This is a genomic window from Pantoea sp. SORGH_AS_0659 (assembly GCF_031453915.1).
GTDB lineage: Bacteria > Pseudomonadota > Gammaproteobacteria > Enterobacterales > Enterobacteriaceae > Pantoea > Pantoea leporis.
The window spans coordinates 485,884-504,098 of sequence record NZ_JAVJAK010000003.1 but is presented as its reverse complement, the minus strand read 5'-3'; the positions used below and the strand labels follow the sequence as shown (position 1 = coordinate 504,098).

Here is an 18,215-nt window from a genome sequence, read left to right as displayed (position 1 = left end):
TGGTTAAACCGTTGGCTTCAGCGCGCCGCTGTCGAGCTGCTGCCAAATCTGCTGGAAGCTCGCCCACGCGCTGACGCTCACCAGTTTGGCGTTGTAATGTTCGCTGCCATTGACCACCGACCAGGCTTTGCCGACGGTGGGATGCCATTCGTCGCCGCCTTTAAAGGTTTTATTCGCCACCGATTCGCCAACCTGTTCCACCATCCAGTCGAGGTTCTGGCGGAAGCTGCAGGCAACGTAATTGGGCGCGACATCACGCTGATCGACATAGCAGCCGATAGCTTTGACTTTCGCCGCCGCCGCGCCTTGCATCGCGCCGAGGCCGGTGACGTCCGCTGCATGCCAAATCACATCCGCGCCGTTACCGATCATGGTGGTGGCGGCTTCACGGCCTTTGGCGGCGTTGTCGTAATCGCCGGTCACCACGCCCATGCCTTTGATGCCCGGACGGGTTTTCTCAGCGGCCTGAATAAAGGCGCGCATCATTGCCTGCTGCGTGGGATTATCGCCGCCGCCCACAAAGCCGACCGCTTTGCCTTTTTCGGAGATCAGCGCCGCCAGCGCACCGGCGGCATAGGCGCCTTGCAGATAGGCGAGGTTGACGTATTCCACGTTGTCCGGTGATTTTTCGCCTGGCTTGAAGGTGGACGCGAAGAAATAGGTATCAGGATATTCCGGCGCGATTTCGGCAAACGCCGAGCCGTATTCAAAGCTGTGACCAATGATCAGCGTGTAACCGTCATCGGCGTAGCCACGTATGGTTTGATCCATCTGCGCCTGCGACACGCTTTCGCTGTGCGCCACGCTGAAACCGGCTTTTTGCAGGCTCTGCAATCCGGCATACGCCAGCGAACTCCAGCCGCCATCGGCAACCGAGCCGGGCAACAGCAGGGCGATTTTTATGGTGTTATTCGCCGCCATCGCTTTGCGCGACAACATCGGTGCCAGCGCGGGTAACAACAGTGCGCCAGCCACTAACTTCGCAAACTTTCTGCGGGATACGTCTGCCATCATGTGTTCTCCTGGTGTGGTTTTGATGTATTAATCACCGGAAGAGCATTATCTTAAAAGCATCATTTTTAGTACTTACCGATGCCTAAAAGGCAACGCAGGCGGAATATGCTGCAACATCGTTTGTTTGTGTATATCGATCAGGTGGCGCGCAGCGGTTCGATTCGCAAAGCGGCTGAACGGCTACACATTTCGGCGTCGGCGATTAACCGCCAGCTGATTGCGCTGGAAGAGGAGCTGGGCACGCCGCTGTTTCAGCGTTTGCCGCGTAAAATGATTCTTACCGCCGCCGGTGAAGCGCTGATTCATCATGTGCGGCAGAGCTTTAAAGAGATTGAAATCGCGCAGATGAAAATCGAAGAGCTGAAAGGGCTGCGGCGCGGCGAAGTGACGGTGGCGATGATGAGTGGATTAGCGGCGAACCTGATTCCGCGCGTGGCAGCGGAGTTTCGCCGCGCCAATCCGCGGGTGAAATTGCTGCTGCAACAACTCACCACCGGCGAGAACATCACTAACGCGGTGGCAAGTGGCGAGGCCGATTTGGGGATTGGATTTGATTTCGACTTGCAGCCGGTGCATCGCAATATTGCCAGCGTACCGGTGCGATTAGGCGCGGTAGTGGGCGCGGGGCATCCGCTGGCGGAGAAATCCAGTTTGCGTTTGAGTGATTGCTTGCCGTATCCGGTGGTGATTGCCGACAAATCGATGGTGATTCGGCCTTACCTAAATGAAGTGTTCGCGCGTGCCTCGATCAATATGCAGCCAGTTATTGAAACCAATTCGATCGAGGTGATGCGCCAGTCGGCGATGATGGATCAAACCCTCACGTTTCTCACGCCGATTGACATTGAATCTGACCAGCGCAGCGGCCGGTTGATCTATATTCCGGTGCGCGAACTGGCGCAGCACACGCAAACGCTGATGTTGATCGGCCACGATCGCGGTACCAGCGCGATTGGTAGCGTGTTCGCCGAAACCATTAAAGGGATGATGTCGGAATTGCGTTAATCGTAGGGTGCGCATTAATGCGCACTTGGTCACCTTACATGGCGACCCTACGAGAATGCGGTGCGATCGGTCAGGAAATGAATATCGAAATCGTTCACTTCGCGTGCCAGCTTCAGCAGCGCATGTGCAGCACGATCGGTGGCAATCGCACCGCGCTCAGCATCCGCCGCTGCGGCGTTGCCGGTAGCACCAGACAGATGCAGATCCTGCGCCATCCAGCCAAAACCAATGCCGCCTTCCGGCGTTAAAATACCGCCGGTCGCTTCAAGCGCCACCGAAGTGGAAACGAAATGAGCGGCGTGCTGCATCTGCACCAGTTCAGGGTGCAAATGCAGCATCATGCTGGTTTCTGATTCACCGCCGTGAATGCCGTGATTAAGTTCATGCGCGCTGTAGAGATCCGATGCATCAATGGTACGGAACCAGCTGGCGCTGACGGCAAACATGCCCAGTTCGATGCGCAGCTGGCGACAGACGATCTCCATCAGCTGCGGCTGTCCGCCGTGCGAGTTCCAGAAAATCAGCTTGCGAATTCCGGCGCGCCAGGCGCTTTTTGCGACTTCGAACCACACTTTGCCTAACACGTCATACGGCAGCGAAAGGGTGCCGGGATAGGCAAGATGTTCATCCGATTTACCCATCGGCAGCGCGGGCAGCACCAGCAAAGGAAGATCGTCGGGCAATAATTCCACCGCGCGTTGAATAATGCCGGCGTTGATCGCCGCATCCACACGCACCGGCAGATGCGGGCCATGTTGTTCAACTGCGCCAATCGGCAGCACGGCGACGATATTCGCCATATCAAGTTCACTGAATTCCCGGGTTGAGAGATCCCACCACCAGGGCGAAGACGGTTTGAGCATGTTGACCTCCATTTTTTAACCCCAAAATAGCGGGTTAATAGTGCAATGGAAGCAACAAAATTCGCACTTAGCGTTGCTTTAAAGGCAATGGTCATAAGCAGGTCGCCATGAATGATCGGCGACCCAACAAGAGCGGCGTTACTTCTGATTTTTACTGGTGAATTCCTGATAATTTTCTGTGGTCACCGTCTGGTATGGCACCCAGTTGTAGGCTTCGGTCTTTTTACCGCTCAGCATGTCGTAAGCCACATCGACTGCACCGGTCGCCTGGCCTTTCGCATCCTGGAAGATCGTCACCGCCATTTTGCCGTTCATAATAAACTGCAAACCATCCGGCGTACCGTCGATGCCGGCGACTAACACATTGCTTTTCTTCAACTGATCGAGCGCCATAATCGCCCCGATCGCCATTTCATCGTTGTTCGCAATAATGGCATTGATGTCATTACCATCCTGCAACCATGACAGGGTTTTATCGACCGCTTCGTTGCGCTGCCAGTTGGCGCTCTGTTTCTGGATCACTTTCAGGCCGGGATGATCCTTCACATAATCTTCAACCGCTTTGGTGCGCTGACGTGCTTCTTCGGTGGAGAGGGCGCCCATCAGAATGGCGATATTTCCTTTGTTATCCAGACGTTTGGCTAAGGCTTCGATCTCCATTTTGCCGCTTAACGCTGAGTCGGAACCGACATAGGCCATTTTACCGGTCAGTTTCACTTCGGGTTTACGGTTCACGAAGATCAACGGGATATTGGCTTTTTGCGCGGCGGCGATCACCGGCATTACGCCTTGCGTATCCACCGGGTTGATGATGATCGCGTCTGCGCCCTGATTGATGAAATCATCCACCTGCTGGATTTGCAGAGATACATCGCCTTTGGCATCGGCAAATTGGCTGTTAAGCCCTTTATCTTTAAGCTGCTTTTCCATCTGGCTTCGTAAGATGGAAACAAAATTGAGATCGAGATTAGCCAGAGCGACGCCAACCATGTAGGTTTTCGCCTGGGCAGTGAACACACTGAGCAAACCGCAGATAAGCATTAGTACTTTGAATAATTTCATTTTTTTATCTCTGTAGGGGAGGTTTCAATTATTTTGCATCCGGGTGCAAAATCAACGGGATGAGTCCCGCTGATTGACATCATGTTCAGACGGACAACGCGATGTGCTGCATTCACTCTCTGGCACGGTTGAAAAATAGTCAACGCAGCAAAAAGCGATTTCATCACCACGATCACAAAATCATCACGATTTGCACCCGAGTGCATTACAAAAATGCAACCGGGTGCAAAGTTTGCAAAAATCGCCTCTTGCTTACATGAGGAATCGCTTTATGCTCGCTTTTTGTCAGGTAATTTGCGGAAGGGAGCCGATGACCAGAACAGTAAAAAAAGCCACGGCCAGCGATGTAGCACTTCTTGCCGGCGTATCGAAATGGACGGTATCGCGCGCGTTTATGCCCGGCGCTTCAATCTCTGAGAAGGCGCGCGAGAAGGTGATGCGCATCGCTAAAGAGCTGGGATATCGGCCCAATTTGCTGGCGCGCAGTCTGGTAAAAAAGAAGACGCATATTATTGGCGTGGTGATCGACGAGCTGAAAAATCCGCATACGCTGATGATTCTCAATGAAGCTACGCAGCAGCTACAACGTCGCGGCTATATGGCGTTGATCCTCAACATCACCGACGGCGAGCCGTATCGATCGGTAATGACGCAGGCGGATCAATTGCAGATCGACGGCATTTTGTTTCTCGGTACGGTGTTATCGGCGCAGCTGATTACGCTGGTGGAGGATATGTACAACATTCCCCTGGTGCAGCTGTGCCGCAATACGCATGCGCAGGGGATTGATGTGGTGGCGATTGATGGTTATGCCGCCGGCAAGCAGATCGCCGAGCTGTTGCTGGCGCAGGGCGCGCAACGGTTTGGTTTTATGCAAGGTCCGGATACACCAACGTCACATCTGCTGCGCAAAGAGGGATTTGAAGCGACGCTGCAACAAGCGGGCTGTCAGATTGATGTGCTGCTTAAAGCCGGCAGCTACGATCGTGCACGCAGCTGGCAAGCGATGAGCGATTATCTGCATCAGCCGGATGCGCCCGCAATTGATGCGCTGTTCTGTGAAAACGATGTACTGGCGCTCGGCGCGATGGAAGCGATGCGCGCCGCCCCGACCAGGCCAAGGATTGCGGTGGTGGGATTCGATGATATTGAAGAAGCCAGCGCGCCAGGCTGCCAACTCACCACCTTTAGCCAACGTATTGATCTGCTGATCGCCGAAGCGTTAAACCGATTGATTGATGGTCGCGAGAGTGCGGATGAGCATTGGCGGCGGGGTGAAATGCGAGTACGGCGTTCGCATTTGAGGTCGCCATAAATGACGACCCACGACGTAAAATCACTGTTCTATGCTGGTCAGTAACGCATTTTGAATAATTCTTTGCGCTTTCAGCGGGTTTTGCTCACGCTGCGCTTCCTGCAACGCGGCGATATCCAGCTTATCCAGCGCGCGATAGATATGTTTGAGGAAGCGAATCGACAGATTGGCGGCTTCAACATGATCTTCACGGAACGGGAATTGATCAAGCTGCCACACGCCGTCCCAGTTATTGATCTTCAGAACATAGAAGAACTCAAAAATCTCGGTCATGTGCACGGTACCGACCACCAAATCGTCATCCCAGCCGCGCAGGTTGTCGTTGACGTCCATACCAAACAGACGACCACGATCGATAATCAGCTGGGCGGAATCCGCTGGGGATTCACCGGCAAACAGTGCATGACCAAAATCGAGCAGCACGCCAACGTTATCCAGTCCAATATCCTCAATGCCAAGCAGCGTACGCGCAGCTGAATCCCAGGTCATTTTCACGCGTGGTTCGCGCGGTTTGTACTCGATAGCAAATTTGACGTCTGGATTGGCGCTCGCCAGTTCGCGCATACCCTCTACGGCCATCTTCCACAGGTTTTTATGATCGACCTGGAACGGATAATCCCAGCCATCCTGACCCGGCCAGACTTTCACGTAGTTAGCCCCCAGCTCACGCACTACGGTGGCGGCTTCGTGCATTAAATCAAACGCCTGTTGGCGAATGGCGGCGTCGGGATTGGTGAAAGCACCGCGTGAAAAGCGGCGCAGATAGATTTCTGGCGTCACGCCAATGGCTTTCAATCCGGCATCGGCGAGCGCTTGTTTAACCTGCGCTACGGTTACGCCTTCGGTGAAGGGATAGGGCACATCAACATAGGATAGGTCCTCGACGCTGCCAGCGAGTTTAATCTGATCGAGGGTACTAAGCGCTGGCCCGTAACCATCTACGGCGTAGCGATCGATATAGTTGGCGAAGTGCCACAATCCGGCACCGAATTTCGGATACGTGTAGGAACTCATTTGACCTTCTCCTCAGATGATTGCGTCATTGAATATATATTCATATATGGTTATATATTCCATTCTGCGCCTCGGCGTGCGCAGTTAACCAGCAATCATTGACGGAAATGCAACCGTAATCACACAATATTCGATGCCATGCCCCTTTGTTCAAACCTGTTTGCTGTGATATCCCATCCGGCTTAACCGGCTGAATAACTCTTTATTGTTGGCGCAGTTGAGCTTGCGAATAATACTCTGCCGATGATGGCTGATGGTTTTGCAACTGAGATGCAGTTTGTAGCCAATATCGGTGAGATTGCTGGTTTGCCCCAGCATGCGCAATAAGCCGAACTCCCGCGCTGAAAGGGTTTGCTTGGTGCGGCGAACATCCGCCTCAAATTCTGTAGCCAACGGTAAACCTAATACAGCATCAGAAAGCGCTTTCAGACTGCACTTTTTAGAGAGAAAAGTAACACCTGGCAGCAAACTGACCACATAGCTTATGACCGCTTTCTCATGCAAATCGGTTAGCACGATAATCCGCGTGTCTGGCGAAGTCCGTTGGACTTTCAGCAATAATTCGGTAAAGAATTGCACATCGCGGCCATAAGCGGTTAATTCACTGATGAGCAAATCCGTTCCTGCGATCTTACTCAGCGCTGAGTCAATATCGTCACTATCTATATTTTTTACATGAATAAATTTCCCGGAAAAATAACGCGAAATCCCTTCAGTAATCCATTTGTTATTGTCTATCAGCGTCAATGACAACATAGTTATCCCCATCTTTATTATGCCGGCATTAAAGCGCGATCCCGACGCTATGAATATCGGACTGGGGAAGGAAGGTTTGTACGAAATTTCCCAAATTCACGATTACATATTTAAAGGCATGTCAGTGTTGTTGAGATATAACCGCTGGGTGAACGTATGGACGCGCTGGGCGTTAGCCTTGCATCGGGCCTGCCGCTGGAAAAAATGTGCAACGAAAATAAGAACATAAAGCGATTCACAGCCAGGAAAGGTAGCGGGTGGTGTATCAGCCTGGCGCCTTTCATTTGCTGTTGAGGAAAATAGCCGACATAGTTAACTGGAGCAGCAGCTGGATATTTCTGAAGCGTCACCGTATGCGATGACGCTGGTGTAGGCTCTTGATAAAGTGGAGGAATAATGAAATTAGAAACAACCCGACTGCGGCTGGAACCCTTTGAGCTCGCGCATTTTGACGGACTGCGAGCGATGGAAAGCGATCCGGAAATTATGCGTTACATCAGCAATGGCATAGTTAAAACGCCAGAAGAGACCCTGACGAGTATCGAACGCGTTCAATCGCGCTGGCAGCAATATGGTTTTTCCTGGTGGGCGATGCGGGAAAAAGAGTCTGGCGAAATCGTCGGTGCTTGCTGTCTGCAGCATTTAGCCAATCAGGATGGTGCACCATTGGAAATTGGCTGGCGTCTCAATGCCAATTATCACGGCAAAGGTTTTGCCACCGAAGCCGCGCAGGCGATAGTTAAGTTTGCGGTAGAAAAAGTTGGCGTTAAATATTTGGTCGCGGTGGCCGATCCTGAAAATAACGCTTCGCAAAAGGTGATGCAGCGGCTGGGCATGACCTACAAAGCGATTGAGCAACACTACGATGTGCCTTGCGTGGTGTATGAGCTTCATCTTTAGGCATTCGTGAACAAGTGCCATTAACATTTTATGTCATATTCCAATTCTTCTTATTTTACAGGATTGGAATATGAAAGAGCACGATATTGGTTTTAGCCACATAGCGCTGCAAGTGAGAGATATAGAACGCAGCATCGATTTCTATCAACGTTACGCAGGGATGCAGGTGATCCATGAGCGGGCACCAGGCATTGCAGAAGCGCAAAAAGTCGCATGGCTTTCTGATTTAACGCGTCCATTTGCGTTGGTGTTGGTGCAATCTCAAACCACAGTGGATACGCCTCTGGGTCCGTTTGGTCATATAGGCGTTGCGTGTGACAGTAAAGAAGAGATTGATGCCAGGGTTGCTCAGGCTGAATGCGAAGGTGTGTTACGCCGCCCAGCGCAACAATCAGCCGCTCCCGTCGGTTATTGGGCATTCTTCGCCGATCCCGATGGCAACACGCTTGAACTTTCATATGGCCAACAGATTGGCCTTGAGATTATTACCAGCCGCCTTAACGCGGGTGTTTAACCTAAAACGTCACTTGAAAGGGTGACGGTTGATATCGGGTTTAGACGTGGCTAGAGTGCGTGATGAGACACCTCATTTAACATAATCATGATTATGCGCACTTAGATTGATGAGGCAATTGAGCAGATATCAGGAATATTTGAGGGATAAACAACGTCGTCTGTATTTCGGAGTTCATTAAGATCCCACCAATGATAACTATTGATGACTGATTTTTCATTTTCAGTCCATCCGCTGGTACTGATATCTTCATCGCCTATTTTAATAAAATTAAATCGCTCATGTGCCAGAACCACCTCACCGCTGGGCAGAGTCATTTCAAAGGTTCTCTCCGTTAACACCTGTCCTACATCATTAACATAAATGCCTGTTTCTTCTCTAAGTTCCCGAATGGCTGCCTGCTCAAAAGTCTCTTCTGATTCCACGCCTCCAACGGGAGTTGCCCAGTATACTTTACCTGCCAGCGCATCCTTCTCATGCCTGAACTTGAATAATAAGACCTGATTGAGGGAGTTCATAATAAGCAAACGCGCAGAATCACGGGTACGCAATGGATAATTCCTTTTTCATTTTCAATGCAGGTCAGCATAACTGATTTTGAGGATAAAAATAAAATAGAGCCAAAGTTAAATCATATGTTATTACAGAATATTGGACATCTCAGGTTTGCAAGTTTCAACACCCGAAGGTGAGAGCGTAGTTTTCAACGTACATAGTCCTGCCATGATCATGGCTGACAACGCTGCTTCGCTCTTGGCTTTTGCTCTTGGAGGGGCTGGCGTTGCCCTCTTACCTGCCTGGCTTGTGCAGGAAGAGTTGCGCCTGGGGAATTTGATCCAACTACTGCCAGATCATCATTTTCCCCGTCAAGGAATTTATGCGCTTTACCCCAACACGCGCCATGTACCTGAAAAAGTACGAGCGTTCATCGATTTTTTACAGAGCAGAGTTGGAAGCCCCCAATAAAACTGATGCGAGGAGCATCAAACGACTCAATGACCATGCACTGTCAACCCCACCAACCGAACCACAATCGGGCGCACTACCAGTATGCAAACAAAAGCAGCGGGCATCGCAACTTGATATGCATTCATCACATTTTCCATATAATGCGGCCCGATGCCAAATTCGGCGAAGGTAATGACCAGGCTCATCAGAAACGCCATGATAGTCGCCATATACAGCGCGAAGATGTAAGGTGAAACGTGCTTTGGCAGGCGTAGACGAGCACTACTTTTCTCGGTTGCTGTTGTCATAGCGTGATCCTTTTCAGTAAGTTTAAGCAAAACAGCCGCTAACCTATCAAGTTAATCAGGATGCGAGTAGAACGCTTCTGCTTTAATCATTATTAAGTAAAAGTAACGAATCACGCATTGAGGGATCTATGGATTTACTGGGGTTGATCAACACTTTTATTAGCGTAGTTGAGAACGGCAGCATTGCCGCCGCCGCGCGGGCGAAAGGAATGAGTCCAGCAGCGGTAAGCCAAAGTGTCGCGCGTCTGGAGACACATTTGGGTGTGCGGCTGCTTTCACGCACTACCCGCAGCATGACGTTAACCGAAAGCGGTAAACGCTATTTCGAAAAAGTCCGACACATTCCCCATGATATTGACCTTGCCTCGCAGGCCGCTGCGATTGAAACCAAACCGCAGGGTTCGCTTTGCATCGCCACCACGGCGGCCTTTGGCAGACACGTTCTCGCTCCACTGATGCCTGCCTTTAAACAAACTTACCCCGATATTGATATCGAACTGATCAGTACCGATCGCAATGTTGACCACCGCCTGGAAGGCGTTGACGTCAGTATTCGTATTGAGGCGCAACTGAACGATCAATTGATCGCCCGCAAAATTGCCTCATTACCCTTTATCTTCTGCGCGGCACCCTCTTATCTGGCGCGTGCGGGCATCCCTAAAACGCCTGAAAATCTGAGCCAGCACGCCTGTTTGGTTTTCCGCTATCCAACCGACGGACGCTTTCTTCCGTGGACGTTTATGGTCAATGGCCAGCCGGTGAATGCAAAGCTCAACCCAGAATTCATCAGCGATGATATTGATATCATCGCGAAAATTGCCGAAAACGGCGGTGGAATTGCCCGGCTGGCGAGTTTTATTGCTCAGCCGTTGCTCGAGAGTGGCCAACTCATACCTTTGTTCCACTCAGATCAAGGTGAGAAAAGCGACATTGTGGCTTCACCGATGAATATTTATGCCTGCGTCAACGAGCGTTCGGCGCTGAATGCAAAGGTAAGAGCGTTTATTGGGTTTCTGGAACAACAACTCGCCGATTGCGTTGATTAACTCTATAATATTGGGTGTTAAAGTCATTTTTGGATGATAAGCCACAATATGTTGGATTTAACTCTCAGGAAACCCGAAGAAATCGTCAAGCTGTTATGTGGGCGCTTGCGTAAAGAGCGTCTGGCACAGCGGATGACGCAGGCGGATGTCGCGGCCAGAGCGGGAATTGGCGTAAATACGGTTTCCAATCTGGAAGCGGGTCGTAACGTCGGCTTTGAAAACCTGGTGAAAGTGGCCATGGTGCTCGGTCGGGTTAACGAGCTGGAAGCGCTGTTTGCCCCTCTGAAAGGTCCCCGGTTGCGGAGAGATTAAACGCGCTCACCTGTTAGCGCTCGGGCAACAGGAAACTGAACTCACGCCAGCGCAGGCAGGCGATATCATCGATAATTACTGTTCGGTTGCAACTGGCTTTGCCCGCAAAGCGGCCGATATGTTCCCAGAGCAAATCACTGCGGAAACGCTGCGCTTTCTCCAGGCGCGCATTGACGAAAACATCAAAAACCTGGCGAAATAGATAGCCGCTGCGGCCCCGGAAAAGCGCCGTTTTCTCGGGCCATTCAGCGCCCTAACCTGCTTTTATTACTCCCGCTCATAAACCCATTTAGTGATTACGGATAATGCTTTCGCAGATGCCGACTATGCTTACCCTTCTAAAACCATACAAAAATAAGTTGTACCCCAACATTTAACCCTTTTACTGGAGGTTTGGCATGAGCAGCCAACACTTAACAACACCTGTGCCGTCAATGGTGCCGATCAGCTTCAAAGTCAACGGTATACAGCAGCAATTAAACGTTGATACCCGCACCACGCTGCTGGATGCATTGCGTGAGCATCTGCATTTGACCGGCACCAAAAAAGGCTGCGATCACGGCCAATGTGGTGCCTGTACGGTGATGGTCAACGGACGTCGCATCAACGCGTGCCTGACCTTAGCGGTAATGCAGCAGGATGCAGAAATCACCACCATTGAAGGTTTGGGAAATCCGGATGAGCTTCATCCCTTGCAGGCGGCGTTCATCAAACATGATGGTTACCAGTGCGGCTACTGCACGCCTGGGCAAATATGTTCATCGATGGCGGTGCTGGAAGAGATCAAAGCGGGCATTCCCAGCCACGTCACACACGATCTGGTTTCCGCGCCCAACGTGACTGCGGATGAAATCCGTGAGCGTATGAGTGGCAATATTTGTCGCTGCGGTGCCTATTCCAACATTCTTGCGGCGATTGAAGAGTACGCGGAGGGCCTGGAATCATGAAAGCCTTCACTTACCAGCGGGTCAAAACCCCGGCTGAAGCCGCTACCAGCGCCCAGCAACATACCAATGCCAAATTCATCGCCGGCGGCACCAATCTGCTCGATCTGATGAAGCTGGAGATTGAGACGCCCGCGCATCTTATTGATGTGAATGGGCTTGAGCTGGACAAAATCGAGGCCACAGCCGATGGCGGATTACGCATCGGCGCGTTGGTGCGTAACACCGATCTGGCGGCCGATGCGCGTATTCGCCGCGATTATGGCGTGCTGTCGCGCGCGTTAGTGGCTGGCGCTTCCGGCCAGCTACGTAATCAGGCAACCACCGCAGGGAATCTGCTGCAGCGCACGCGTTGCCCCTACTTCTATGACACCAACCAACCGTGCAACAAGCGCTTACCCGGCAGCGGCTGCGCGGCGCTGGATGGCTTCAGTCGCCAGCATGCGGTGGTCGGAACCAGCCAGGCCTGTATCGCCACCCATCCGAGCGATATGGCAGTGGCGATGCGTTTGCTGGATGCGGTAGTGGAAACGGTCAGCCCGGATGGCCGTGAGCGCAAAATCCCGATTGCTGAATTTTATCGTGCGCCTGGCAATACGCCGCATCTGGAAACCGTGCTCACTCCTGGCGAGCTGATTGTGGCCGTTTCACTGCCGGCTCCGCTGGGCGGCACACACATTTACCGCAAGGTGCGCGACCGCGCGTCCTACGCTTTTGCGTTGGTCTCTGTTGCCGCCATCATTCAGCCGGATAAATCTGGTCGTGTGGCGCTCGGTGGCGTAGCACATCAGCCGTGGCGGTTGGAAGAGGCGGATAAGGCGGTGATTCAGGGCGCGCAGGCGGTGAGCGATCGGCTGTTCGCCACGGCGCAACCTACCGCTGAAAACGAGTTCAAGATCATTCTGGCGCAGCGAACGCTCGCTTCCGTATTGGCCGAAGCGAGGGGATAACTGATGAAATTCGAAAAATCCGCAGGCAATAACCCAATTGATCAGCTCAAGGTAGTTGGTCAGCCACTCAATCGCATCGACGGACCGCTGAAAACCTCCGGCCTGGCGCATTACGCCTACGAATGGCATCACGAAGCGCCCGATGCGGCGTACGGCTATGTGGTCGGCGCGCCAATCGCCAAAGGAAAAATCACCGCCATTGATGTGCAGGCAGCGCAAAATGCGCCGGGCGTGTTAGCGGTGGTGACGGCTAATAACGCGGGAAAACTGGGCAAAGGCGATAAAAATACCGCTCGCCTGTTGGCCGGCGACACCATCGAACACTATCACCAGGCCGTGGCACTGGTCGTGGCGGAGACGTTTGAGCAGGCGCGTGCTGCGGCCAGTTTAGTGAAGGTGGATTATCAGCGTGAGCGCGGCGCTTATGATCTCGCGCAGCAAAAGCCGGGCGTTACCTCCGCGCCCGAAGATACGCCAGATAAGTCCGTGGGTGATTTCGCCGGTGCGTTTGCTGCAGCTGACGTTAAGCTGGATGCGCACTACACCACGCCGGACCAAAGCCACACCGCGATGGAACCGCACGCCTCGATGGCGACGTGGCAAGGCGATAAACTCACCGTCTGGACCTCGAATCAGATGATTGACTGGTGCCGCACCGATCTGGCCGCCACGCTCAACATGCCGATGGAGAAGATCCGCATCGTGTCGCCTTATATTGGCGGCGGCTTTGGCGGCAAGCTGTTCCTGCGCAGCGATGCAGTGTTAGCTGCGCTGGGTGCGCGCGCGGTTAAGCGTCCGGTCAAAGTGATGCTGCCTCGGCCATTGATCGCCAATAACACCACACATCGACCGGCCACCATTCAGCACATTCGCATTGGCACCGATAAAGCCGGCAAGATTCAGGCCATCGCGCATGAAAGCTGGTCGGGGAACCTGCCGGGAGGCACACCTGAAACCGCCGTGCAGCAAACGGAACTGCTTTACGCCGGTGCTAACCGCTTTACCGGATTACGACTGGCGACGCTGGATCTGCCCGAAGGTAACGCCATGCGCGCACCGGGTGAAGCGCCTGGACTCATGGCGCTTGAAATTGCCATTGATGAAATAGCGGAAAAAGTGGGCATTGATCCGATCGCCTTCCGCATCCTCAATGACACGCAGGTCGATCCGGCCAAACCCGAGCGCCCTTTCTCACGCCGCCAGCTGGTTGAGTGCCTGAATACCGGCGCCGAGCGCTTTGGCTGGTCACGACGCAACGCCAAACCGGCAATGGTCAAAGAGGGACGCTGGCTGGTCGGCATGGGTGTTGCGGCCGGTTTTCGTAACAACATGGTGGCGCCTTCCGGTGCGCGTGTGCATCTCGACAATAAAGGCATCATCACCGTTGAAACCGACATGACCGACATCGGCACCGGCAGCTATACCATCCTCGCGCAAACGGCGGCGGAGATGATGGGCGTGCCGATTGAGCGTGTGGCGGTTCGTTTAGGCGATTCAGACTTCCCGGTTTCTGCCGGTTCCGGCGGCCAATGGGGCGCGAACACCTCAACATCCGGCGTTTACGCCGCCTGCGTGAAATTGCGTGAAGCGGTCGCCAGCAAACTGGGCTTTGATGCGCAACGCGCTACCTTCAGCGACGGTCAGGTGCATGACGGAAACCAGAGCGTGCCGCTCGCCCAGGCCGCCGCTGAAGCGACTATCACCGTGGAAGACACCATTGAGTTTGGCGATCTTGACGAGCAATATCAGCAATCCACTTTCGCCGGACACTTCATTGAAGTCGGCGTGGACGTCGCTACCGGTGAAGTGCGCGTGCGGCGCATGCTGGCGGTTTGTGCCGCCGGACGCATTCTCAATCCCAAAACGGCGCGCAGTCAGGTGATTGGTGCCATGACGATGGGACTTGGCGGCGCGTTGATGGAGGAACTGTTCGTCGATGAACGCCTCGGTTATTTCGTCAACCACGATATGGCGGGCTATGAAGTGCCGGTTCACGCCGATATCCCGCAGCAGGAGGTGATTTTCCTTGATGACACCGATCCCATCTCCTCACCGATGAAAGCAAAGGGCGTGGGTGAACTGGGCTTGTGCGGCGTCAGCGCGGCAATCGTCAATGCCATTTACAACGCCACCGGCGTACGCGTGCGTGACTATCCGGTGACGCTGGATAAGTTACTCAAAGGCTTGCCTGCCCTTGTCTAAAGCTAAGGAGAAGCGTATTGCAGCAGCTACTGATTGATGACGATCTGCAACCGCAGATCAAGCCGCAGCAGGCTTTGCAGACCGATGACAGTGAAAGCATCCTGCGCTTCGCGCTTGAAGCAATGGAGGCAGATTCCGCTGCCGTGCTGGTCACGCTGGTTGAGATTCGCGGTGGCGCGGCGCGGGCATTGGGTGCGCAGATGGTGGTGCGGGAAGATGGCCGCTATTGCGGCTATGTTTCCGGCGGCTGCGTGGAAGCGGCGGCGGCTTATGAAGCGTTGCAAGTCATCGCCACTGGTAAAGATCGCTTTGTGAGATATGGCGAAGGATCGCCTTATCTGGATATTGTGCTGCCCTGTGGCGGCGGCATCACGCTGGCTTTCCATCAGCTACGTGACGCGCAACCGCTGAGAAACGTGCTGGATTTGCTGGCAACGCGTCAACCCGCAGCGCTGCGCTATCTGCCGACGTTTCAGCGGCTGGCGAGCGCTGCTTGCACTGAGATAACCGGCTGGCAGGAGGATGCCTTTATCACCGGCTATCTGCCAAAAACACGCGTGGCGGTATATGGACGTTCAGTCGAAGCGTTGGCGACGGCGTCGATTGCGCAGGCCGCTGGTTACGAGGTGCTTTCTGGCGAGGATGTGCAGGCGCAGGCCGTTGATCCCCTTACGGCGGTGATTTTGCTGTATCACGATCTCGATCGCGAACTCCCAGTACTTCTGGCAGCGCTGCGTTCTGCACCCTTCTATATCGGAGCATTGGGAAGTCGGCGCACGCATGCAACGCGCGTTAAGAAACTGCTGTCGCTAGGGTTTAGTGAGGAAGAGATTGCGCGCATCAAAGCGCCGATTGGCATTTTTGCCCAGGCGCGCGATGCGCGCACGCTAGCGCTATCAATTGTTGCGGATGTCGCGGCGGCTCGGCTCAACGTGGTTTAGCCACCACATCGAGATCGCGCTGTACAGCAGCGTCCGCTTCAAGGGTGACCAGTAAGCGCGGGTCCAGCAGCGCTCTGGCACCTTCATCGCCCTGCAAATTGCGTAACGCCTCAGCGTAGCATCCAGCAAACCCGACCGGATGGCCGGGTTTGCCTTTATAAGTAAGACGCACCTGCGCCGCGCCCTTTTCTAACGCCTCTTTTACGTGCCGATAATGATCCACCGTTAGCCACGGCATATCTCCCAGCGTAATGATCCATCCGTTCCAGTGAGCGGTCATCGCCACACCCGCCGCAATGGATTCGCCGCTGCCGCCACTTTCACACAGCACAAGCTGCACGCCTGCCTTTAATGCATGCTGACGCACCGCCAGATAGTCGGGACGCGTCACCAGCGCCACCGGCAAGCCACTCAGCTTTGCCTGTTCAATCACCGTTTCAATTACCTTCGGCGCATCGTCGTTTATGCTGGCCAGCAACTTATTGCCGCTGCCGCCGCTGGCGATATAACGCGAGCCTTTACCTGCCGCGAGGATGAGAATGCCGGGCGTTGCTGAATCCATAGAAGTTTTAAACCTTGCGTTACCATCGATTGTTAATGAAATTATAGCTAATCCTATGATTTATAATAGATATTAATAAAAAATAGCCAATCCAAATTAGATTGACTTCAATCTAATTTATGTCAATATATTCACGTTTTTCAGTCTCAATGACTGCAACTCTGCCTTAAAAATAGTGGTGATATGAAAGAGTTAAACGATGAAGTTTGCTGTGTAGGTCCTGAGAGTGAAGCGCCGGTGACTGTCGACCAGTTTCTCTGCTTCGCGCTCTATTCCGCGTCCCTTGCGATGACCAAACTTTATCAGTCGCGACTGAAACCACTGGGTTTGACCTATCCGCAGTATCTGGTGCTGCTGGCGCTGTGGGAAAAAGACCATGTCACCGTTTCTGAATTGGGCGCGCGCGTGCAGCTGGATTCAGGCACGCTCAGCCAGCTTTTAAAACGACTGGAGCAGGCTGGCATTATCAGTAGAAAACGCGATGTCGGTGGCGATGAGCGCAGAGTGTTGATCTCCGTCACTGAGCAGGGACAAGAATTAAAGATCGCGGCGGCCGGCGTTCCGGCTGACATGGTGTCAGTGATGGATACGCCTTATGAAGAACTGGCCGATCTCACTGCACGTGTTACCACGCTGCGCCAGAAACTGATCAATGCCCTGCCCTGAGGGCGCGAAATAATACATTCCTATGAATGCTTTGGAGCAAGCTGAAAAATGTTAATTAGCAAAGGAATTAAGGAGAAGGTGATGTCAGACGAGAAAGCGGAAAATATGGATGACATTCATGCTGTCATTGGTCACGCCGTGTCATGCCTGCTTAAATCCGATCAACCTTTGCAACTTGACCACATTACTGCGCTATTGAAGCAGCATGAAGAAGCCGCGCCCGTTCAGCTCAAGCAGGATTATGTCAACGCGATGAGTAAGATTGCGGAAAAGTGTTTAGCATCGTAATCAGTGCTTTTTCTGATTCGGGATATTAGCATGCTTCTCACTACTGAAATCTTGTCCGTCGCGTTGCGTGCTGGTCCTGACGCTATGATTTCTGACATCCGCCAGTGCGCGTTGGCAGGCAACTCGCCTGTAGCTTTCCTCTTCTGTTTCCGCCATCTCTTCAAGTTTGGCTATCAGCGCCGCAGAGGATACCGCAACCTGGTCTTCTAAAAGAGCAAGCAGCGCCTCACCAATCATTCGGTCCTTCATCTGTTCATCGTAACTGCTAGTCATTTAATTCTCTGTGTAGTCATATTTACTCAAGCTTAAGAGTTATTTACCAATGGCGTTGTTATCTTGAGAAAATCAACGTGCGTCAGTCAGGTTAAGAGAAAACAATTGTTTTGTAAAATCCAATCTAATTCATCAGCGCTATCAGCAAGTCCTGCCGCATAAAAAATGATCGCCTCGGCGCGATGACATTCCCCGATAAAAACAAGCTCATCCAACTTGATTAAAGATAAGAAAAGTCTTAGTGGCCTCGCGTACGTTTTCATGGCGAAAAATCACCACGGGAAATAATTAGTATGAAAGCCGCAAACCCTGCTTTTCTCACCTCACTTTGC

Annotated in this window: 21 protein-coding genes and 1 pseudogene; 13 read left to right on the top strand and 9 right to left on the bottom strand. The window is 52.8% G+C overall.

All coding sequences use genetic code 11. The annotated features are described in order from the left end of the window. Positions 1–3: 3 nt before the first annotated feature. The gene (locus tag Q3H59_RS23505; protein ID WP_192412971.1) at positions 4–1,014 is read right to left on the bottom strand and encodes a BMP family protein; all 1,011 of its coding nucleotides are present in this window, start codon (positions 1,012–1,014) and stop codon (positions 4–6) included. Between the two features lie 105 nt (positions 1,015–1,119). On the opposite strand from Q3H59_RS23505, the gene Q3H59_RS23500 reads away from it, so the two are divergent. Beyond that, on the top strand, positions 1,120–2,019 hold the full coding sequence (locus Q3H59_RS23500; RefSeq protein ID WP_101761485.1) for a LysR family transcriptional regulator: 900 nt from the start codon (positions 1,120–1,122) through the stop codon (positions 2,017–2,019). A 47-nt stretch (positions 2,020–2,066) separates the two neighbouring features. Here Q3H59_RS23500 and Q3H59_RS23495 read toward each other — a convergent pair whose 3' ends face one another. Next, positions 2,067–2,882, bottom strand: a complete 816-nt coding sequence (locus tag Q3H59_RS23495) for a creatininase family protein (protein ID WP_192412973.1) — start codon at positions 2,880–2,882, stop codon at positions 2,067–2,069. A 138-nt stretch (positions 2,883–3,020) separates the two neighbouring features. After that, positions 3,021–3,944 (bottom strand): substrate-binding domain-containing protein, encoded by a 924-nt coding sequence (locus tag Q3H59_RS23490; protein ID WP_309837610.1) that lies wholly within the window; start codon positions 3,942–3,944, stop codon positions 3,021–3,023. 310 nt (positions 3,945–4,254) lie between these two features. Here Q3H59_RS23490 and Q3H59_RS23485 point away from each other — a divergent pair, with 310 nt between their 5' ends. Then, complete coding sequence (locus Q3H59_RS23485; protein WP_110866908.1) at positions 4,255–5,259, top strand: LacI family DNA-binding transcriptional regulator; 1,005 nt, start codon at positions 4,255–4,257, stop codon at positions 5,257–5,259. 21 nt (positions 5,260–5,280) lie between these two features. Here Q3H59_RS23485 and Q3H59_RS23480 read toward each other — a convergent pair whose 3' ends face one another. Both Q3H59_RS23480 and Q3H59_RS23475 read right to left on the bottom strand, forming a co-directional pair. Continuing rightward, positions 5,281–6,273, bottom strand: a complete 993-nt coding sequence (locus Q3H59_RS23480; protein WP_101761489.1) for a sugar phosphate isomerase/epimerase — start codon at positions 6,271–6,273, stop codon at positions 5,281–5,283. A 150-nt stretch (positions 6,274–6,423) separates the two neighbouring features. Continuing rightward, positions 6,424–7,029 carry a response regulator transcription factor gene (locus tag Q3H59_RS23475; protein WP_192412977.1) on the bottom strand — a complete coding sequence of 202 codons (606 nt, stop codon included), beginning with the start codon at positions 7,027–7,029 and terminating at the stop codon, positions 6,424–6,426. Positions 7,030–7,425: 396 nt separating this feature from the next. Between Q3H59_RS23475 and Q3H59_RS23470 the strand changes: the two genes are divergently transcribed. Beyond that, entirely contained in the window at positions 7,426–7,929 is a 504-nt protein-coding gene (locus Q3H59_RS23470; RefSeq protein WP_192412979.1) for a GNAT family N-acetyltransferase, read from the top strand. A 70-nt stretch (positions 7,930–7,999) separates the two neighbouring features. Next, a complete protein-coding gene (locus tag Q3H59_RS23465; protein ID WP_101761492.1) occupies positions 8,000–8,443 on the top strand; it encodes a VOC family protein in 444 nt (147 codons plus the stop codon). Positions 8,444–8,544: 101 nt separating this feature from the next. Here Q3H59_RS23465 and Q3H59_RS23460 read toward each other — a convergent pair whose 3' ends face one another. Further along, positions 8,545–8,994, bottom strand: a complete 450-nt coding sequence (locus Q3H59_RS23460; RefSeq protein ID WP_192412981.1) for an NUDIX hydrolase — start codon at positions 8,992–8,994, stop codon at positions 8,545–8,547. A gap of 82 nt (positions 8,995–9,076) precedes the next feature. Here Q3H59_RS23460 and Q3H59_RS23455 point away from each other — a divergent pair. After that, a pseudogene (locus tag Q3H59_RS23455) lies at positions 9,077–9,409 on the top strand (LysR substrate-binding domain-containing protein); the annotation flags it as partial. Positions 9,410–9,435: 26 nt separating this feature from the next. Here Q3H59_RS23455 and Q3H59_RS23450 read toward each other — a convergent pair. Beyond that, positions 9,436–9,699, bottom strand: coding sequence for a DUF2798 domain-containing protein (locus tag Q3H59_RS23450; protein ID WP_210080329.1), 264 nt, complete (start codon positions 9,697–9,699; stop codon positions 9,436–9,438). A gap of 128 nt (positions 9,700–9,827) precedes the next feature. Between Q3H59_RS23450 and Q3H59_RS23445 the strand changes: the two genes are divergently transcribed. The 6 genes from Q3H59_RS23445 to Q3H59_RS23420 all read left to right on the top strand — a co-directional run bounded on the left by Q3H59_RS23445 (position 9,828) and on the right by Q3H59_RS23420 (position 16,094). Then, the gene (locus Q3H59_RS23445) at positions 9,828–10,745 is read left to right on the top strand and encodes a LysR family transcriptional regulator (RefSeq protein ID WP_309837603.1); all 918 of its coding nucleotides are present in this window, start codon (positions 9,828–9,830) and stop codon (positions 10,743–10,745) included. A gap of 51 nt (positions 10,746–10,796) precedes the next feature. Beyond that, the gene (locus Q3H59_RS23440; RefSeq protein WP_309837908.1) at positions 10,797–11,057 is read left to right on the top strand and encodes a helix-turn-helix transcriptional regulator; all 261 of its coding nucleotides are present in this window, start codon (positions 10,797–10,799) and stop codon (positions 11,055–11,057) included. Between the two features lie 398 nt (positions 11,058–11,455). Then, on the top strand, positions 11,456–12,004 hold the full coding sequence (gene paoA / locus Q3H59_RS23435) for an aldehyde dehydrogenase iron-sulfur subunit PaoA (RefSeq protein WP_110866898.1): 549 nt from the start codon (positions 11,456–11,458) through the stop codon (positions 12,002–12,004). After that, positions 12,001–12,951, top strand: a complete 951-nt coding sequence (locus Q3H59_RS23430; protein ID WP_309837600.1) for a xanthine dehydrogenase family protein subunit M — start codon at positions 12,001–12,003, stop codon at positions 12,949–12,951. Before paoA ends, Q3H59_RS23430 begins: the two co-directional genes overlap by 4 nt. A gap of 3 nt (positions 12,952–12,954) precedes the next feature. After that, positions 12,955–15,153 (top strand): aldehyde oxidoreductase molybdenum-binding subunit PaoC, encoded by a 2,199-nt coding sequence (gene paoC, locus Q3H59_RS23425; protein WP_192412991.1) that lies wholly within the window; start codon positions 12,955–12,957, stop codon positions 15,151–15,153. A 17-nt stretch (positions 15,154–15,170) separates the two neighbouring features. After that, complete coding sequence (locus tag Q3H59_RS23420; protein WP_309837598.1) at positions 15,171–16,094, top strand: XdhC family protein; 924 nt, start codon at positions 15,171–15,173, stop codon at positions 16,092–16,094. Here the strand turns inward: Q3H59_RS23420 and Q3H59_RS23415 are convergent. Next, the gene (locus tag Q3H59_RS23415; RefSeq protein ID WP_192412996.1) at positions 16,081–16,656 is read right to left on the bottom strand and encodes an NTP transferase domain-containing protein; all 576 of its coding nucleotides are present in this window, start codon (positions 16,654–16,656) and stop codon (positions 16,081–16,083) included. The two genes, Q3H59_RS23420 and Q3H59_RS23415, sit on opposite strands and share 14 nt — an antisense overlap. A 183-nt stretch (positions 16,657–16,839) precedes the next feature. Here Q3H59_RS23415 and Q3H59_RS23410 point away from each other — a divergent pair, with 183 nt between their 5' ends. Continuing rightward, positions 16,840–17,322 carry a MarR family winged helix-turn-helix transcriptional regulator gene (locus Q3H59_RS23410; RefSeq protein WP_101761502.1) on the top strand — a complete coding sequence of 161 codons (483 nt, stop codon included), beginning with the start codon at positions 16,840–16,842 and terminating at the stop codon, positions 17,320–17,322. Positions 17,323–17,403: 81 nt separating this feature from the next. After that, a complete protein-coding gene (locus Q3H59_RS23405) occupies positions 17,404–17,610 on the top strand; it encodes a hypothetical protein (protein WP_192234868.1) in 207 nt (68 codons plus the stop codon). Here Q3H59_RS23405 and Q3H59_RS23400 read toward each other — a convergent pair whose 3' ends face one another. After that, the gene (locus tag Q3H59_RS23400; protein WP_110866893.1) at positions 17,611–17,883 is read right to left on the bottom strand and encodes a hypothetical protein; all 273 of its coding nucleotides are present in this window, start codon (positions 17,881–17,883) and stop codon (positions 17,611–17,613) included. It lies immediately after the preceding gene. Between the last annotated feature and the right edge of the window lie 332 nt (positions 17,884–18,215).

Coding starts and splice junctions, on each gene's coding strand:
- Q3H59_RS23430 (WP_309837600.1), top strand. CDS start 12,001: ATGAAAGCCTTCACTTACCAGCGGGTCAAAACCCCGGCTGAAGCCGCT.
- Q3H59_RS23400 (WP_110866893.1), bottom strand. CDS start 17,883: ATGACTAGCAGTTACGATGAACAGATGAAGGACCGAATGATTGGTGAG.
- Q3H59_RS23415 (WP_192412996.1), bottom strand. CDS start 16,656: ATGGATTCAGCAACGCCCGGCATTCTCATCCTCGCGGCAGGTAAAGGC.
- Q3H59_RS23500 (WP_101761485.1), top strand. CDS start 1,120: ATGCTGCAACATCGTTTGTTTGTGTATATCGATCAGGTGGCGCGCAGC.
- Q3H59_RS23470 (WP_192412979.1), top strand. CDS start 7,426: ATGAAATTAGAAACAACCCGACTGCGGCTGGAACCCTTTGAGCTCGCG.
- paoA (WP_110866898.1), top strand. CDS start 11,456: ATGAGCAGCCAACACTTAACAACACCTGTGCCGTCAATGGTGCCGATC.
- Q3H59_RS23490 (WP_309837610.1), bottom strand. CDS start 3,944: ATGAAATTATTCAAAGTACTAATGCTTATCTGCGGTTTGCTCAGTGTG.
- Q3H59_RS23465 (WP_101761492.1), top strand. CDS start 8,000: ATGAAAGAGCACGATATTGGTTTTAGCCACATAGCGCTGCAAGTGAGA.
- Q3H59_RS23475 (WP_192412977.1), bottom strand. CDS start 7,029: ATGTTGTCATTGACGCTGATAGACAATAACAAATGGATTACTGAAGGG.
- Q3H59_RS23410 (WP_101761502.1), top strand. CDS start 16,840: ATGAAAGAGTTAAACGATGAAGTTTGCTGTGTAGGTCCTGAGAGTGAA.
- Q3H59_RS23505 (WP_192412971.1), bottom strand. CDS start 1,014: ATGATGGCAGACGTATCCCGCAGAAAGTTTGCGAAGTTAGTGGCTGGC.
- paoC (WP_192412991.1), top strand. CDS start 12,955: ATGAAATTCGAAAAATCCGCAGGCAATAACCCAATTGATCAGCTCAAG.
- Q3H59_RS23495 (WP_192412973.1), bottom strand. CDS start 2,882: ATGCTCAAACCGTCTTCGCCCTGGTGGTGGGATCTCTCAACCCGGGAA.
- Q3H59_RS23485 (WP_110866908.1), top strand. CDS start 4,255: ATGACCAGAACAGTAAAAAAAGCCACGGCCAGCGATGTAGCACTTCTT.
- Q3H59_RS23445 (WP_309837603.1), top strand. CDS start 9,828: ATGGATTTACTGGGGTTGATCAACACTTTTATTAGCGTAGTTGAGAAC.
- Q3H59_RS23480 (WP_101761489.1), bottom strand. CDS start 6,273: ATGAGTTCCTACACGTATCCGAAATTCGGTGCCGGATTGTGGCACTTC.
- Q3H59_RS23405 (WP_192234868.1), top strand. CDS start 17,404: ATGTCAGACGAGAAAGCGGAAAATATGGATGACATTCATGCTGTCATT.
- Q3H59_RS23450 (WP_210080329.1), bottom strand. CDS start 9,699: ATGACAACAGCAACCGAGAAAAGTAGTGCTCGTCTACGCCTGCCAAAG.